The organism is Cyanobium sp. ATX 6A2 (assembly GCF_024346355.1).
In the GTDB taxonomy this organism is placed as follows: domain Bacteria; phylum Cyanobacteriota; class Cyanobacteriia; order PCC-6307; family Cyanobiaceae; genus NIES-981.
This window is the reverse complement of the sequence record NZ_JAGQCU010000003.1, coordinates 199,698-213,266: the sequence shown is the minus strand read 5'-3', so window position 1 is coordinate 213,266 and position 13,569 is coordinate 199,698. Positions and strand designations below refer to the sequence as shown.

Below are 13,569 nucleotides of genomic sequence, written 5' to 3'. Positions count from 1 at the left end.
TGGCGATGGTGATGGCTCGGGGTCTGCGCAAGACCTTCCGCGTGGCCGACAAGCAGCCTGGCCTGATGGGCACGCTCCGCCACCTGGTGCGCCGCCGCTGGCGCTCCGTGGAGGCCGTGCGCGATGTGAGCTTCAGCATCGAGGCGGGCGAGGTGGTGGGCTTCCTCGGCCCCAACGGCGCCGGCAAGACCACCACCCTCAAGCTGCTCAGTGGCCTGATCCATCCCAGCGCCGGCGAGGTGGAGGTGGCGGGCCATCGGCCCTTCCGGCGCCAGCGCGCCTTTCTTGAGTCCATCACCCTGGTGATGGGGCAGAAGCAGCAGTTGATCTGGGATCTGCCGCCGCTGGATTCCCTGCGCGTCAATGCCGCCGTGTACGGCATCGACGACCTGGAGGCCCGCCGGCGGGTGGGGGAGCTGGCCGAGATGCTGGAACTGGGCGAGGAGCTCACCCGGCCGGTGCGCAAGCTCTCCCTGGGGCAGCGGATGAAGGCGGAACTGATGGCGGCGCTCCTGCACCGTCCTCAGGTGCTGTTCCTTGACGAGCCCACCCTGGGGCTGGATGTGAACGCCCAGGCGCGGGTGCGCCAGTTCCTGGCCGACTACAACCGCCGCACCGGTGCCACCGTGCTGCTCAGCAGCCACTACATGGCCGACATCACGGCCCTCTGCCCACGGGTGCTGCTGATCCATCAGGGCCGGCTGTTCCACGACGGCGCTCTGGCCGAGCTGAGTGAGCGGCTCGCCCCCTGGCGCCAGGTGCGCCTGGAGCTGGCCACACCCTTGCCGGTTCACCAGCTGGAGGCCTACGGGGAGATCGAGAGCCTGGAGGGCTGCGAGGTGCGGCTGCTGATCCCCCGCGAGCATCTCACCGCCATGGTGAGCCGGCTGCTGGGGCAGCTGCCGGTGCTCGACCTGGAGGTGAGCGATCCGCCGATCGAGGAGCTGATCGGCCGCCTGTTCCGCCAGGGATCGCTGGAGCCATGAGATGGAGGCTGGCGCGCACGCTGTGGCTGGTGCAGTTCGCCTACATGGCCGAATACCGGGCCGAGATCGCTCTCTGGGCCCTCTCGGGGGTGCTGCCATTCATCATGCTCGGACTCTGGAGTGCGGCCGCCGGCAGCGGCGCCGGCGGCGGCCTGGATCTGGGCCTCAGCCCCGCCGAGCTGGGCCGCTACTTCCTCTGCGTGTTCGTGGTGCGCCAGTTCAGCGTGGTGTGGGTGGTGTGGCAGTTCGAGGAGGACGCTCTGCAGGGCCGCCTGTCTCCCTACCTGCTGCAGCCGCTGCACCCGCTGTGGCGCTACGTGGCCGCCCACCAGGCCGAGCAGGCCACGCGCCTGCCCTTCGTGCTGCTGATCGCCTCGCTGTTCTTTCTGCTCCAGCCCCAGTCCTTCGCCTGGCCGGGGCCGGCACGGGTGCTGCTGGGGGTGCTGGCGGTGGGTCTGGCCTTCGCGATCAACTTCCTGCTGCAGAGCCTGATCGCCACCCTCTGCTTCTGGAGCGAGCGGGCCAGTGCCCTGGAGCGGCTGCTGTATGTGCCCACCGTGTTCCTCTCCGGCCTGGTGGCGCCCCTGCAGGCCTTCCCGCCGGAGCTGCGCCGGCTGGCCCTGCACACCCCCTTCCCCTATCTGATCGGCTTTCCCGCCCAGGTGCTGGCCGGCAACCCCATGGGTGAGGGGCAGCCCTTCGGCCTGGCGGCCGGCTTCGCGGCCATGGCCCTGTGGATCGCCCTGCTGCTGCCCCTGTTGGTGCTGCTCTGGCGGGCCGGGGTGCGGCGTTATTCGGCCATGGGAGCATGATGCGGCTGTCGCTGGCTCTGGCCCTGCGCTACGGGCGCACCCTGCGGCGCTTCTGGGGCACGGCCCTGGCCACCCAGCTGGAATACCAGCTCAACGCCCTGATCGAGCTGCTGGCGATGGCGGGCAACCTGGCCGGCAGCCTGCTGGTGCTCTGGCTCTTCTACCGCCAGGGGGTGGCGCTGGGCGGCTGGAGCTGGAACAGCGTGCTGGTGGTGCTGGGCGCCTACACCTGTCTGGATGGTCTCACCAGCACCCTGCTGCGGCCCAACCTCAGCCGCATCGTCAACCACGTGCAGGAGGGCACCCTCGATTTCGTGCTGCTCAAGCCGATCGACAGCCAGTTCTGGCTGTCGCTGCGCACCCTCAGCCCCGCCGGCCTGCCGGAGCTGGTGGTGGGGGTGGCCCTGATGCTCTGGGCCGGTCGGCGGGAACTCGGCACGTTGCCCCTCAGTGCCGTTCTGCTGGCGGCGCTGCTGCTGCTGGCGGCCGCCGTGACCCTCTATGCCCTCTGGTTCGTGCTGGCGGCCACCTCGATCTGGTTCGTGAAGACCTGGAACGCCACCGAGGTGCTGCGGGCGGCGCTCACCGCCGGCCGCTACCCGGTGAGCGCCTATCCCTCCGGTCTGCGCACCCTGTTCACCCTGGTGTTGCCGGTGGCCTTCCTCACCACCGTGCCGGCCGAGGCGCTGCTGGGCCGGCTCACCCTGGCCGGCGCCCTCACCAGCCTGCTGGTGGCCGGCGGGGCCCTGGCGATCAGCCGGGCCTTCTGGACTTTCGCCCTGCGCTTCTACACCTCCGCCTCCAGTTGAGCCCAGCCCCCCGCGAGGGAGCTGGCACGCTGGAATGGGCGCAGCTGCCAGCCGCCTGCCATGGCCTGTCCCCACTGCGGCAGTGGGTCGGTGAAGGCCGATCGCAGCCTCGCTGGCCGGCTCGTGTGTGGGCGCTGCGGCAAGCCCCTGGGTCCAGGCGCCGCCCGTCGCGCCCGTGCCTCCGGTCCCACCGGCTTTCAGAGCCGCTCCGGCCGCCGCAGCCCCTGGCCGTGGCTGGCCGCTCTGCTGGCCCTGTCGGCCGGGCTGGCCTGGCTGGCGGAATCCAGCCCCCAGCGGCCACGCCGTTCGCCGGCGCCCGCTCCCGCCCGCATGTCTCAACCGTGGCAATGAACGATCACACCGCCCTCAACCCTGCCTGCAGGGCCCATCCCTCCCGATGGCGTGCTCTCATGCCCTCACCACGCACCGCCGCCTCCATGCCCGGAACCAGCTCAGCGGCAGCGGCCCCCTTCCGTGGCCTGGCGCTGCTGCTCCCCCTCGGCCTGTTGCTGCTGTCGTTGGCTGCGCCGCTGCCGGCCCAGGCGTTCCTGCTGCATCTGGAGGGTCCGGTGCCCGAGGAGCTCGGGGTTCAGGGCGGCCGCCTGTGGGATTGCCCCGCGCCCGACCACTGCGCCCGGGCCGACTGGCCCCTGGACGATCCCGCTGCGGCCCTGGATCAGCTGGCGGTTGTGCTTGCGGACACCCCGGCGATCAGCGTTCAGGAGCGCCGCGGCCCCTACCTGCATGCCACCGCCACCAGCCGCATCTTCGGCTTCGTGGATGATCTGGAGCTGCTGGCCGATCCCGACCACGGCCTGCTGCAGGCCCGCTCGGTGTCGCGGCTGGGGGATTCCGATCTGGGCGTCAACGCCCGCCGGCTGGAGCGGCTGTGCTCGGTGCTGGCCGCAGACCAGGCCTCCGATTGAGCGCCATGGTGCCCGGGTACGCCCGCAGCCGGCCCCTGCTGGTGGGCTACTACGGCGAACACAACCTCGGTGACGACGCCCTGCTGGAGGTGCTGCTGGCTCAGTTGCCGGGCCACTGCCGGGCCACGGTCACAGCCCGCGACCAGGCCGAGGTGCGGCAGCGCTATGGGGTGGCCACGGTGGATCGCCGCCGGCTGGGGGCGGTGCTGGTGGCCCTGAACCACGGCGACGCCCTGGTGTTCGGCGGCGGCAGCCTGCTGCAGGATGCCACCAGCTTCGCCAGCCTGCTCTACTACGCGGCCCTGGTGGCCGCTGCCCGTCTGCGGGGACGCAGCGTGCTGCTCTGGGCCCAGGGGCTCGGCCCGCTGCGCCGCCGCCGCAGCCGGCTGCTGGTGCGGGCCCTGCTGCGGCTGGTGAACGGCTGCTCCTGGCGGGATGCCCAATCCGCCGCCCTGGCCCGCGAACTCGGCTGGCGGCCCGACCGCCGCCAGCTGGCCTGTGCCGCCGCTGCCAGCTCCGCCAGCTCCCACGACATTGCAGGGCAGGCCGGTGTGGGCAGCGATCCGGTTTGGAGCCTGGAGGCGCCGGCCTGGAGCGGACACGGCGGACCGCTCGTGCTCTGTTTCAGGCCCACAACCCAGCTCCAGGGCTCGCGCTGGCGCCCCTGGCTGCAGGCCCTCGAGCAGCTGGCTCCGGAGCGGGAGCTGCTCTGGCTGCCGTTCCACCGCCACCAGGACCGGGGTCTGCTGGAGCAGCTGCGTGCCGAGGGCCTGCTCGGCGCGGGCCTGGTGGCCCGCAGCCGCGAGCTGGCCCCCGAAGGGGTTGAGGATGCGCTGGCGGTGGCTGCCGGCAGCGGCCTGGTGCTGGCGATGCGGCTGCACGGTCTGATCCTGGCGGCGGTGAGCGGGGCGCCCGTCGCCGCCCTCAGCTACGACCCCAAGGTGGCCGCCGCCGCCCGCGCCCTCGGCTGTCCCCTGGCGGAGCTGGATGGTGCCCCCGAGCAGGCCGGATTGTTGCGCCAGTGGCGCGCCTGCCTCGACCAGCCGCCGCCCCGCGAACGGGTGCGGCAGCTGCGCCAGGCCACGGAGGTGCACCGCCAGCTGCTGGTCGCCACGTTCAGTTCCCGCGGTTGAACAATGGGCCGGCCTCTCTGACCCGGGTCTCTGAGGTGAGTCAGGCCTGCAGCCTCCGCAGTTCCTCGAGCACCTCGCGGCTGTGTCCGCTGGGCCTCACCGCCACCCAGCGGGAGCGGATCACCCCTTTGGGATCGATCAGGAAGGTGTGGCGCTGGGAGAAGGGGGCGATCCAGGAGCCGTAGCGCTGGCTCACCGTGCCACCAGGATCGCTGAGCAGCGGGAAGGCCAGTCCCTCCTCGCTGCAGAAGGAGGCGTGGGAGTCGGGGTCGTCGGCGCTCACGCCCACCACGGCGGCGCCGGCCCGCTGGAAGGCCTTGAGATCCTTCTGGAAACCGCGGGCCTCGAGGGTGCAGCCGCCCGTGAAATCGCGGGGGTAGAAATAGAGCACCAGCCAGAGTCCGGCGAAATCAGCGAGAGCCAACTGGGTGGCCTGCGCAGCGCCCTGGCCGCTGCCAGGGCCCGGGGCCACCCCAGGCAGGTTGAAATCCGGCGCCGGCGCGTCCAGCGCCGGCAGGCTGCCGCCCATGGCGTGGGCGCGGGCGGGACGAACGACAAGCCCGGTGGCGGTGAGTGCCGCCCCCAGCAGGCTGGTGCGCAGCAGCTGACGACGACGCATCGGGGGGAATGATCTCGGGGCCGGAGTGGACTCCAGCTGTGTCAGCTCAGAGACGGGCCAGGTTCACGCCTAGTTCACGGGCGTAGGCGCCAAGACCCTTCTTCTGAATGGTCTTGAGGGCCTTGGTGGACACCCGCAGCTTCACGAAGCGGTTGCCCTCGGCCCACCACAGCCGCCTGTCCTGCAGGTTCACCTGCTGGAGCTTTTTGGTGCGCACGTGGGAGTGCGAGACGGCCATGCCGTTGTTGGCGCGTTTGCCGGTGAGCTGGCAGACCCGTGACATGACCTTCAACCTGACAATGACGACATGGCGACGGTGCGAACACCGGCGCAGGTGGCGACACTAGCAACCAGCCTGCGTGCAGTTGGGCCAGGCCCTCACAGCCCCCGCTGCATCAGCCGGCCCATGAGCTCGGCGCTGCGCTGCTGAAAGCCCGACAGCTGGTTGGGCTCCAGCCCGCCCACGGCCAGTCGGGCCAGATCGTAGACATGGCAGGCCAGGTCGTCGGCCAGTTGCTGGCTGGGCGAGGCGCTGCCCGCCCCGGGCGTGGTGATCACGGCGCCGGCAGACAACGTGAGCAGCCCGGCCACCAGCGGGTGGCGGCGGTTCACCAGCAGCACGTGGTGCTCCGGCAGGCCGGGCAGGCGCTGCTCCATCAGGGCACCCATGTCGTTGATGCGCCGCATCTGTTCAGGCAACAGGATCAGGGCAGCCGGTGCCTCCTCGCCCTTGAGGGCCTGCACCTGGATGGTCACCTTGTCGTTGGCGAGCGCGGTCTTGAACAGATCCCGGAGTTTCTCGGAGCTGTCCTTGCCTTCGGCATCGGCCAGTTCGCTCTCCTGCTCCTTGAGGGTGTCGTCGAGTTCGGCGTCCACCCGCTGGAAGGTGAGATCCTCGTGGCGGTACTCCAGCCAGGGGATGAACTGGGTGTCGATGAAGGTGTCGGCGAGCAGCACCTCGGCCCCCTGGCTCTTCCACAACGCCAAGGCCCCGGCCTGGCCCGCCTCGTCGGTGCAATAGAGGATGCGCTTGGCGTTGTCGGTGCTGAGGCGGCTGCGGTAGCCGGCCAGGGTGGTGTAAGCGCGGCCGTCGCCGGCGGGGATGGGATCAAGGCTGCCGGTTTCGGCTTGCCCGTCGCCCTCGGCAGGGGCGCCCTCGCCATCGTCCGCCGTGCCGCTTTCGGTGGCCGGGGGGGCGGTGCTGCCGAACAGCACGAGCTCCGCCACCTGATCGGCGAACTTCTCATCCTCCATGGCGCCGATCTTGATGAAGGGAGCCACGGAGTCCCAGATCTCGGCATACCGTCTGGGCTCGTCGCGGTGCAGTTGCTTGAGCCGGTCGGCCACCTTCTTGGCCACGAAGCCGCCGATCGAGCGCACCTTGCGGTCGGTCTGCAGGGCCGAGCGGCTCACATTGAGGGGAATATCGGGTGAGTCGATCACACCTCGCAGTGGCAGCAGATAGCGCGGCACCACCTCCTTGATGGAGTCGCTCACGAACACCTGGTTGCAGTAGAGCTTGATCTCACCCTTCTCCCAGTCGGCCCGGCCGCTGGATTTGGGGAAGAACAGGATGCCCTGCAGTGTATAGGGGTAATCGGTGCTCAGGTGCACCCAGAGCAGGGGATCGCCCTGGAAGGGGTAGAAATAGCGGTAAAGCTCAATGTAGTCCGTGTCGCTCAGTTCGCGGGGGCTCTTGCGCCAGGGCGCCTCGCGCTTGTTGACGGTTTCTCCCTCCAGCTGCACCGCCACCGGCAGAAAGTCGCAGTAGGTGCTGATCAGGGTGCGGATCCGTGCCGGCTCGATGTATTCGAGCTCCTCCTCCATCAGGTGCAGGATCACATCAGTGCCGGGTTCGCTGCGCTCGGCGCTCTCCAGACTGAAGCTGGGGGAGCCGTCGCAGGTCCAGCGCACCGCTTCACTGCCCTCACGGGCACTGAGCGTCACCAGCTCCACCTGAGCGGCAACCATGAAACTGGAATAGAAGCCCAGGCCGAAGTGGCCGATGATGGCGTCGCCGTCACTCTTGTATTTCTCGAGAAAGTCTTCGGCGCTGGAGAAGGCCACCTGGTTGATGTAGCGCTTCACCTCGTCGGCACTCATGCCGATGCCGTTGTCGGAAATGGTGAGTGTCTTCTGCTCCCGGTCGATCCGGATCTGGATGCTGCCCTCGGATCCCTCGCTGCAGTCGCCTGCCATGGCGGCCATGCGCCGCTTGCTGATGGCATCGACGCCATTGCTCACCAGTTCCCGCAGAAACACCTCGTGGCCGCTGTACACGGCCTTCTTGATGATCGGGAAGATGTTCTCGGTATGGATCTGAATCTGGCCCTTCTCTTCCAGCACCGGCATGGCAACGTGAAATCAGTGCCGGCACCGTAGGAGCGCCGGCGGGGCGCGCTCAACAGGCTGCGGGGAGGGGTGACCGAACCGCGGCCGGGTTCAGGGCGGGGCGCTCAGCCCGCCCGCTGCAGGTCGGGCTTCTCCTCGGGAAGGATGGCCCCCTGCACCGGACACACCTGCAGGCAGATGCCGCAGTCGATGCAGGTGTCGAAATCGATCCAGTAGAAGGCCGTGCCCTTGCTGTTGGCCCCCTGTCCGGGGTGGATGCAGGCCACCGGACAGGCATCCACGCAGTCGGCCACCCCTTCGCAGATGTTGCTGACGATCGTGTGGGCCATGGTCTGACAGGGGCTGGGCGGATCCTAGGCAGCGATCCAGGTGGCCCGGCAGCAGCCGCGCTCGCCGGCCAACCGATCGGCCTCGGCCTGGCTGGGTACCGGATGGCCCAGAAGTTCGGCGCACTGGCCCTGACGATGGAAGGTCTCCAGGGCATCGAGGGCCGCCGCCAGGGCCTGCTCGCCGCTGTAGCCCACCAGCACCGGCTGCGTGGCGGAGGCGGCGTCCGCCGGCAGTCCAGCCAGCTCGCGCACCGCCTCCACATCGAAGCCGAACCCCACCCCGGCGGCCTGGCCCGGATCGGCGCCGAAGCGCCCCACCAGGGCGTCGTAGCGGCCGCCGCTGGCGATCTCCACGGGCCCGTTGGCCCCCTGGCACACCAGCTTCAGCACCAGGCCGTCGTAGAGGGCGAAGTGCGGCTGGAAGCTGGGATCAAGGCGCAGGGCCACCTGCTGCCGGGACGCCGCCGGAGCCACCGCTGCCAGGGTTGCGGCCAGCTCACTGAGCAGGGGGACGGGCCCGAGCCACTGTTCGAGGGCATAGAGCACCTCGGGCGGCTCGCCGCGCAGGCGCATCACCGCACTCAGCCGCTGGCGCAGGAGATCGCTGAGAGGGAGCTGGGCCAGGGCCAGGGCATCGAAGCCGGTGAGGGCGGCCCGCACGGCACCGCGCTGCTGCTCGGGCACCTCGGCCAGCAGGGCCGTGAGCAGGCCCTGGTGCCCCACCAGCAACCGGGGGCGGTGCTGGAATCCCAGGCCCAGGCGGGCGGCGGCCGCGAGCAGCAGCCGCATCAGTTCCACATCGGCCGCCGCCGAGCGCTCGCCCAGCAGCTCCACCCCGCTCTGCCACTGCTCGTGGATGCGCTGGTTGCCGCTGTCTCCCGTGCTGCTGCGGAAGGTGGTGCCTTCGGCCCACAGGCGCAGGGGCCGGGGCCGTTCGGCCATGCGCGTGCAGGCGGCACGGGCGATTGAGGCGGTGAGTTCGGGGCGCAGGCCGAGGGGCTCATCGGCGGCCAGCCGCACCAGCTCGCGGCCGTCGATGGCGCCACCGGCCTGGAGGGTGTCGAGGCGCTCGAAACTCGGCGGCGCCACCGCCTGGTACCCCCACAGCCGGTAGACGCCGGCGAGGGTGGCGCAGATGGCCCGGTTCTGTTCCACCTCGCGGGGATTGAGATCCCGGGCGCCGGCGGCGGGTTGCAGGGCCATGGGACGGGCCGAGGGGGGGCGAGGGGGGGATCCTATGGAGCGGCGGTGGCGTCGAGCTCCGGCGCCCCGAAGCTGGCGCCGCTGAGGGGCTGGCAGGTCTGCAGGCCGGCCACCAGCGCCGGGTGCAGGCGCCGGCCGGCGGCCACCACCCTCCCGCTGCCCAGCTCCAGGGGGCCGCCGTCGTAGGCGGACACCACGCCGCCCGCCTGCTCCACCAGCACCACCCCGGCGGCCAGGTCCCAGGGGGCGAGCCCCCGCTCCCAGTAGCCGTCCAGTCGGCCGGAGGCCACGAAGGCCAGGTCCACCGCCGCTGCCCCGCCGCGCCGCACCCCGTGGGTGCGGTGGGTGAAGTAGGCGAACTCGGCGTAGTTGTTGTCGAGGCGGCTGTGGCGGTCGTAGGCGAAGCCGGTGACCAGCAGCGCGTCGGCCAGCCGCTCACAGCCGCTCACCTGGATGCGGCGGCCGTTGCACCAGGCCCCCAGCCCCGGCGCCGCCCAGTGCAGTTCCTCGAAGCTGGGGATGGCCAGGGCGCCCAGCAGGGGCACGCCGCGCCAGCACAGCCCCACCGAGGTGCCAAAGAAGGGATAGCCGTGGGCGTAGTTGGTGGTGCCGTCGAGGGGGTCGACACACCACTCCAGCTCACCGCCGCGCTGGCGCCGGCCGCTCTCTTCCGAGAGCACGCCGATCTCGGGTGTCTCCGCCTCCAGCAGAGCCAGCACGGCGGCTTCGGCAGCCAGGTCGGCCTCGGTGACCAGATCACCGCAGCGGCCCTTCTCGCGGATCTGCTCAAGGCGCCCGAAGTGGGCGCGGAGCTGCACCCCGCCGGCCTCGGCAGCCCGGCGGGCCACATCCGCGAGGCGCTCCACGGCTCCGGTGGCCAGTCCCGACTGGTGCAGTGCCCGATCGGAGTGGCCTTGGGGGCCCAGCTGGGCTTCACGCCCAGAGGCGGTGTTGTCGGTCATGGCGTGACAGCTGGGGGCGTCGTGGTGGCGTTGCGTTGGCGCCTCGTCGCGGTAGGGAGCCGTGGCGGCCGGTCAGTCCTCCTCGAGCGGCAGTCCGGGGCGGATGGGACCCCGGCCGAAGTAGCGCCCGAACTGCAGCTCGTAGACCTCATCCTCATCCTGGGTTTCCACCTCCAGCGGGCCGATGGCCCGGGCCACGCAGAGCAGGCCGTAGCCCCGGCTGCGCAGCTCCTTGGAGAGCCCGAGCGCCTCACGCTGATCGATCGTGCCGTTCAGCACCCGCACCGCGCAGGTGGTGCAGCAGCCGTTGCGGCAGCTGAAGGGCAGCGGGTCGCCCTGTTGTTCGAAGCTGCGCAGGATGTAGTGGCCTTCGGGCACCTCGTGACAGATCACGCGACCGGCCTGGCGCCAGTGGACGGTGATCGGAAACGTGAGCATGGGGCTGCGGGTCGTTGACTGCTACATTGCCATCTCGTTGCCCCATTTAGCCGCTGGAGAGGTGGCCGAGTGGTCGAAGGCGCAGCACTGGAAATGCTGTATAGGGGCAACTCTATCGAGGGTTCGAATCCCTCCCTCTCCGCTGATCACACCAAAGCCGGCCCAAGGGCCGGCTTTTCTATTGAGTGCGGTTGATTGATGGTGCGTTGAATCAGCCGAAGCGGCCGGTCACATAGTCCTGGGTGGTCTGCTGTTTGGGGGCGTTGAAGATGCGCTCTGTTTCGGCGAACTCCACCAGGTAGCCCACCTTGCCGCTGCCGCCTTCCACGGCTTCGGCGTTGAAGAAAGCGGTCATGTCCGCCACCCGCACAGCCTGTTGCATGTTGTGGGTCACGATCACAATCGTGTAGCTGCGCTTGAGCTCGTGCATGGTTTCCTCGATCTTCAGGGTGGAGATCGGGTCGAGGGCGGAGCAGGGCTCGTCCATCAGGATCACCTCCGGTTCGGTGGCGATGGCACGGGCGATGCAGAGGCGCTGCTGCTGGCCGCCGGAGAGGGCGAGACCGCTCTCCTTCAACTTGTCCTTGCACTCATCCCACACGGCAGCCTTGCGCAGGGAGCGCTCCACCAGCTCGTCCATGTCGCCGCTGTACCCGTTGATCCGGGCGCCGAAGGCGATGTTCTCGTAGATGCTCTTGGGGAAGGGGTTGGGCTTCTGGAACACCATGCCGATGCGGCGGCGCACCTCCACCGGATCGACGTTGGGTGCATAGAGATCCACCCCATCGAACACCACCCTTCCGCGCAGGCCGCAGCCGGGAATCAGGTCGTTCATCCGATTCAGGGCGCGCAGCACGGTGGACTTGCCACAGCCCGAGGGACCGATCAAGGCCGTGACCTGGCCATTGGGGATGTCCATGAAGACGTTCTTCACGGCTTCAAAGCTCCCATAGGAAATGGTTACGTCCTGCAGCGACATGCAGACATCGGTGGCAGGAATCTGGGAAATGCTGGCGGAAGGCATGATCAAAAGGGGTGACTAGTTGCGTGGGCTAGAGGTGAGGGGGAAAGAGAAGAGAGATGCTCTAGTTGCGGGATAGGCTGCTGATCCAGCGTGCTATAAGGTTGGCGGCGAGAATCATGATCACGAGAACGAACGAGGCGGCCCAAGCCAATTCGTTCTGGGCCTCGTAGGGCATGATCGAGAAGTTGAAGATCAACACCGACATGGTGGCGATCGGATTGAAGATCCCCTCGGGCCAGAATGGGGAGAACAGGGCCGTGAAGATCAGGGGAGCCGTTTCGCCAGCGGCCCGGGCAATCGCCAGCACCACTCCGGTGGCGATGGGGGTGAAGGCCGCCGGAAGGGTGACCCGCATGACGGTGACGAATTTGGAGGCGCCGATCCCGTAGGACCCCCAGCGCAGCTCCTGGGGCACCAGCTTGAGGCCCTCGTCCGTGGTTTTGATCACTGTGGGCAGCATCAACACGGCCAGCGCAAGGCCACCGGCAACGGCGCTGAAACTCTGGTTGAAGAACAGGCGCGTCGACACGACGATGCCGTAAACGAATACACCGGTGATGATGGATGGAACGCCGGCCAGGATGTCGTTGCCGAAGCTGATGAATTGAGAGAACCAGCCACGCGTTGAATATTCGTTCAGGTAGATGCCACCGCCAACGCCGATGGGAATGGCAATCACAGACGCGATCAGGGTGACCAGGATCGTGCCGATCACGGCGTTGCCGATCCCTCCCCCATCCAGGCCGGGTGGAGGCGGCAACTGGGTGAACAGGGTTGGGCTCAGCAATCTGCCACCCTGGAACAGCACGTACAGCAGCACCAGGAACAGGGGCAGTACGGCAAGGGCACCAAACACACCGGCGATGCTGGTGAGCACCCGGTTGATGCGATTGCGCTTGAGGGTGGGATCGAAGTTGAGTGGCCGCCGATCAAATAGAGCGTTGGGCTGGTTGTTTTTGCTGGAACGGATGCTGGTGGTGGCCATCGTCGTGGTGTTCAGTAGCGGAGGCTGAGGCGACGCACGATCCATTGCGCCAACACATTCACCGTGAAGGTGAGGATCATCAGGATCACGGCTGCATACATCAGGGCAGACACCTGGATGCCGTCCGCTTCGCCGAACTGGTTCGCCAGCATCGAGGCGATCGTGTTTCCCGGTGCCAGAAGGGAGATGTTGAAGTTGATGGAGTTGCCGATGATCATCGTCACGGCCATGGTTTCCCCCATTGCCCGGCCGAGAGAGAGCATCACCCCACCGGTGATGGCGGACACGGCGGCTGGCAGGATCACGCTGAAGATGGCGCCCCAGCGGGTGGTGCCCACTCCATAGGCGCCCTGGCGCAACTCGACGGGCACCTGATTGAGGGCGTCCCTCGAGATGGCTGTGATGATCGGCAGCACCATCACCACAAGAATAAGAATGGCAGGAGCCATGCCTGGCCCCTGGGCTGTGGTGTTGAAAAAGGGGCTCCAACCCAACCAGGCATGCAGCAGGTTGAGGGCTGGCCGGATTGCCGGTTCCATCACGAAGATCGCCCAGAGGCCGAGAACCACCGAGGGGATCGCCGCCAGCAACTCCACCATCAGGCCGACGGCATCGCGGATCGTCTTGGGGAGCACGTCTTCGGTGATCAGGATCGCCGTGCCCACACCCAGGGGGACGGCAATGGTCAACGACAGGATGGAGGTGACCAACGTGCCGTAGATGGCCACGAAGGCGCCGTACTGCTGGTTCACCGGGTCCCAGCCGGAGGTGGTGAGAAAGGCGAGGCCGAATTCGCCGATCGCTTCGCGGGCCCCTGTGAACACCACCAGGAAGATGGAGATGAGCACGACGGCCACCGTTGATGCCATCACCAGCGACAGCTGGCGAAAGCCGGTGTCGAGCAGCTTCTCGCTTGGAGGTCGTCGACGCAGCAGGTAGGCGTCGGCGGCGTGGGCAGTGGTTGCGGAATCCGTGGGCATGCAGTGAAACG

General features: G+C 68.6%; 16 protein-coding genes and 1 tRNA gene. 7 read left to right on the top strand and 10 right to left on the bottom strand.

The genetic code is table 11. The features are described 5' to 3' along the window. Window positions 1–5: 5 nt before the first annotated feature. From KBY96_RS04990 to csaB, 6 genes are all read left to right on the top strand, one after another. The gene (locus KBY96_RS04990; RefSeq protein ID WP_254978113.1) at window positions 6–986 is read left to right on the top strand and encodes an ATP-binding cassette domain-containing protein; all 981 of its coding nucleotides are present in this window, start codon (window positions 6–8) and stop codon (window positions 984–986) included. Beyond that, window positions 983–1,798, top strand: a complete 816-nt coding sequence (locus KBY96_RS04985; protein WP_254978112.1) for an ABC-2 family transporter protein — start codon at window positions 983–985, stop codon at window positions 1,796–1,798. The genes KBY96_RS04990 and KBY96_RS04985 overlap by 4 nt, the downstream gene beginning before the upstream one ends. After that, window positions 1,795–2,607, top strand: coding sequence for an ABC transporter permease (locus tag KBY96_RS04980; protein WP_396122253.1), 813 nt, complete (start codon window positions 1,795–1,797; stop codon window positions 2,605–2,607). The genes KBY96_RS04985 and KBY96_RS04980 overlap by 4 nt, the downstream gene beginning before the upstream one ends. 60 nt (window positions 2,608–2,667) lie before the next feature. Continuing rightward, window positions 2,668–2,958: a hypothetical protein gene (locus KBY96_RS04975; RefSeq protein WP_254978110.1), complete on the top strand. Its 291-nt coding sequence runs from the start codon at window positions 2,668–2,670 to the stop codon at window positions 2,956–2,958. A gap of 86 nt (window positions 2,959–3,044) precedes the next feature. Further along, on the top strand, window positions 3,045–3,533 hold the full coding sequence (locus KBY96_RS04970; RefSeq protein WP_254978109.1) for a DUF1499 domain-containing protein: 489 nt from the start codon (window positions 3,045–3,047) through the stop codon (window positions 3,531–3,533). Window positions 3,534–3,538: 5 nt separating this feature from the next. Next, the gene (csaB, locus tag KBY96_RS04965; RefSeq protein WP_254978108.1) at window positions 3,539–4,666 is read left to right on the top strand and encodes a polysaccharide pyruvyl transferase CsaB; all 1,128 of its coding nucleotides are present in this window, start codon (window positions 3,539–3,541) and stop codon (window positions 4,664–4,666) included. Between the two features lie 40 nt (window positions 4,667–4,706). Here the strand turns inward: csaB and KBY96_RS04960 are convergent, their stop codons facing one another. From KBY96_RS04960 to KBY96_RS04930, 7 genes are all read right to left on the bottom strand, one after another. Further along, window positions 4,707–5,285 (bottom strand): peroxiredoxin, encoded by a 579-nt coding sequence (locus KBY96_RS04960; RefSeq protein WP_254978107.1) that lies wholly within the window; start codon window positions 5,283–5,285, stop codon window positions 4,707–4,709. A 46-nt stretch (window positions 5,286–5,331) separates the two neighbouring features. Then, complete coding sequence (rpmB, locus tag KBY96_RS04955; protein ID WP_254978106.1) at window positions 5,332–5,568, bottom strand: 50S ribosomal protein L28; 237 nt, start codon at window positions 5,566–5,568, stop codon at window positions 5,332–5,334. A gap of 95 nt (window positions 5,569–5,663) precedes the next feature. Further along, entirely contained in the window at window positions 5,664–7,637 is a 1,974-nt protein-coding gene (gene htpG, locus KBY96_RS04950; protein ID WP_254978105.1) for a molecular chaperone HtpG, read from the bottom strand. 104 nt (window positions 7,638–7,741) lie between these two features. Next, window positions 7,742–7,966, bottom strand: coding sequence for a ferredoxin family protein (locus KBY96_RS04945; RefSeq protein WP_254978104.1), 225 nt, complete (start codon window positions 7,964–7,966; stop codon window positions 7,742–7,744). Between the two features lie 24 nt (window positions 7,967–7,990). Further along, on the bottom strand, window positions 7,991–9,169 hold the full coding sequence (locus tag KBY96_RS04940; RefSeq protein ID WP_254978103.1) for an ATP phosphoribosyltransferase regulatory subunit: 1,179 nt from the start codon (window positions 9,167–9,169) through the stop codon (window positions 7,991–7,993). 32 nt (window positions 9,170–9,201) lie between these two features. Then, entirely contained in the window at window positions 9,202–10,131 is a 930-nt protein-coding gene (locus tag KBY96_RS04935; RefSeq protein ID WP_254978102.1) for an inositol monophosphatase family protein, read from the bottom strand. 72 nt (window positions 10,132–10,203) lie between these two features. Beyond that, the gene (locus KBY96_RS04930; RefSeq protein WP_254978101.1) at window positions 10,204–10,569 is read right to left on the bottom strand and encodes a 2Fe-2S iron-sulfur cluster-binding protein; all 366 of its coding nucleotides are present in this window, start codon (window positions 10,567–10,569) and stop codon (window positions 10,204–10,206) included. Between the two features lie 55 nt (window positions 10,570–10,624). On the opposite strand from KBY96_RS04930, the gene KBY96_RS04925 reads away from it, so the two are divergent. Beyond that, a tRNA-Ser gene (locus KBY96_RS04925) sits at window positions 10,625–10,711 on the top strand. A gap of 69 nt (window positions 10,712–10,780) precedes the next feature. Here KBY96_RS04925 and pstB read toward each other — a convergent pair. From pstB to pstC, 3 genes are all read right to left on the bottom strand, one after another. Continuing rightward, the gene (gene pstB / locus KBY96_RS04920; protein ID WP_254978100.1) at window positions 10,781–11,593 is read right to left on the bottom strand and encodes a phosphate ABC transporter ATP-binding protein PstB; all 813 of its coding nucleotides are present in this window, start codon (window positions 11,591–11,593) and stop codon (window positions 10,781–10,783) included. A 61-nt stretch (window positions 11,594–11,654) separates the two neighbouring features. After that, window positions 11,655–12,578, bottom strand: a complete 924-nt coding sequence (gene pstA / locus KBY96_RS04915) for a phosphate ABC transporter permease PstA (RefSeq protein ID WP_254978099.1) — start codon at window positions 12,576–12,578, stop codon at window positions 11,655–11,657. An 11-nt stretch (window positions 12,579–12,589) separates the two neighbouring features. Further along, window positions 12,590–13,558 carry a phosphate ABC transporter permease subunit PstC gene (pstC, locus tag KBY96_RS04910; protein WP_254978098.1) on the bottom strand — a complete coding sequence of 323 codons (969 nt, stop codon included), beginning with the start codon at window positions 13,556–13,558 and terminating at the stop codon, window positions 12,590–12,592. Window positions 13,559–13,569: the final 11 nt, after the last annotated feature.

Excerpts from the sequence above, each read along its gene's own strand:
- KBY96_RS04990 (WP_254978113.1), top strand. The coding sequence starts at position 6 with ATGGTGATGGCTCGGGGTCTGCGCAAGACCTTCCGCGTGGCCGACAAG.
- KBY96_RS04985 (WP_254978112.1), top strand. The coding sequence starts at position 983 with ATGAGATGGAGGCTGGCGCGCACGCTGTGGCTGGTGCAGTTCGCCTAC.
- KBY96_RS04980 (WP_396122253.1), top strand. The coding sequence starts at position 1,795 with ATGATGCGGCTGTCGCTGGCTCTGGCCCTGCGCTACGGGCGCACCCTG.
- KBY96_RS04975 (WP_254978110.1), top strand. The coding sequence starts at position 2,668 with ATGGCCTGTCCCCACTGCGGCAGTGGGTCGGTGAAGGCCGATCGCAGC.
- KBY96_RS04970 (WP_254978109.1), top strand. The coding sequence starts at position 3,045 with ATGCCCGGAACCAGCTCAGCGGCAGCGGCCCCCTTCCGTGGCCTGGCG.
- csaB (WP_254978108.1), top strand. The coding sequence starts at position 3,539 with ATGGTGCCCGGGTACGCCCGCAGCCGGCCCCTGCTGGTGGGCTACTAC.
- KBY96_RS04960 (WP_254978107.1), bottom strand. The coding sequence starts at position 5,285 with ATGCGTCGTCGTCAGCTGCTGCGCACCAGCCTGCTGGGGGCGGCACTC.
- rpmB (WP_254978106.1), bottom strand. The coding sequence starts at position 5,568 with ATGTCACGGGTCTGCCAGCTCACCGGCAAACGCGCCAACAACGGCATG.
- htpG (WP_254978105.1), bottom strand. The coding sequence starts at position 7,637 with ATGCCGGTGCTGGAAGAGAAGGGCCAGATTCAGATCCATACCGAGAAC.
- KBY96_RS04945 (WP_254978104.1), bottom strand. The coding sequence starts at position 7,966 with ATGGCCCACACGATCGTCAGCAACATCTGCGAAGGGGTGGCCGACTGC.
- KBY96_RS04940 (WP_254978103.1), bottom strand. The coding sequence starts at position 9,169 with ATGGCCCTGCAACCCGCCGCCGGCGCCCGGGATCTCAATCCCCGCGAG.
- KBY96_RS04935 (WP_254978102.1), bottom strand. The coding sequence starts at position 10,131 with ATGACCGACAACACCGCCTCTGGGCGTGAAGCCCAGCTGGGCCCCCAA.
- KBY96_RS04930 (WP_254978101.1), bottom strand. The coding sequence starts at position 10,569 with ATGCTCACGTTTCCGATCACCGTCCACTGGCGCCAGGCCGGTCGCGTG.
- pstB (WP_254978100.1), bottom strand. The coding sequence starts at position 11,593 with ATGCCTTCCGCCAGCATTTCCCAGATTCCTGCCACCGATGTCTGCATG.
- pstA (WP_254978099.1), bottom strand. The coding sequence starts at position 12,578 with ATGGCCACCACCAGCATCCGTTCCAGCAAAAACAACCAGCCCAACGCT.
- pstC (WP_254978098.1), bottom strand. The coding sequence starts at position 13,558 with ATGCCCACGGATTCCGCAACCACTGCCCACGCCGCCGACGCCTACCTG.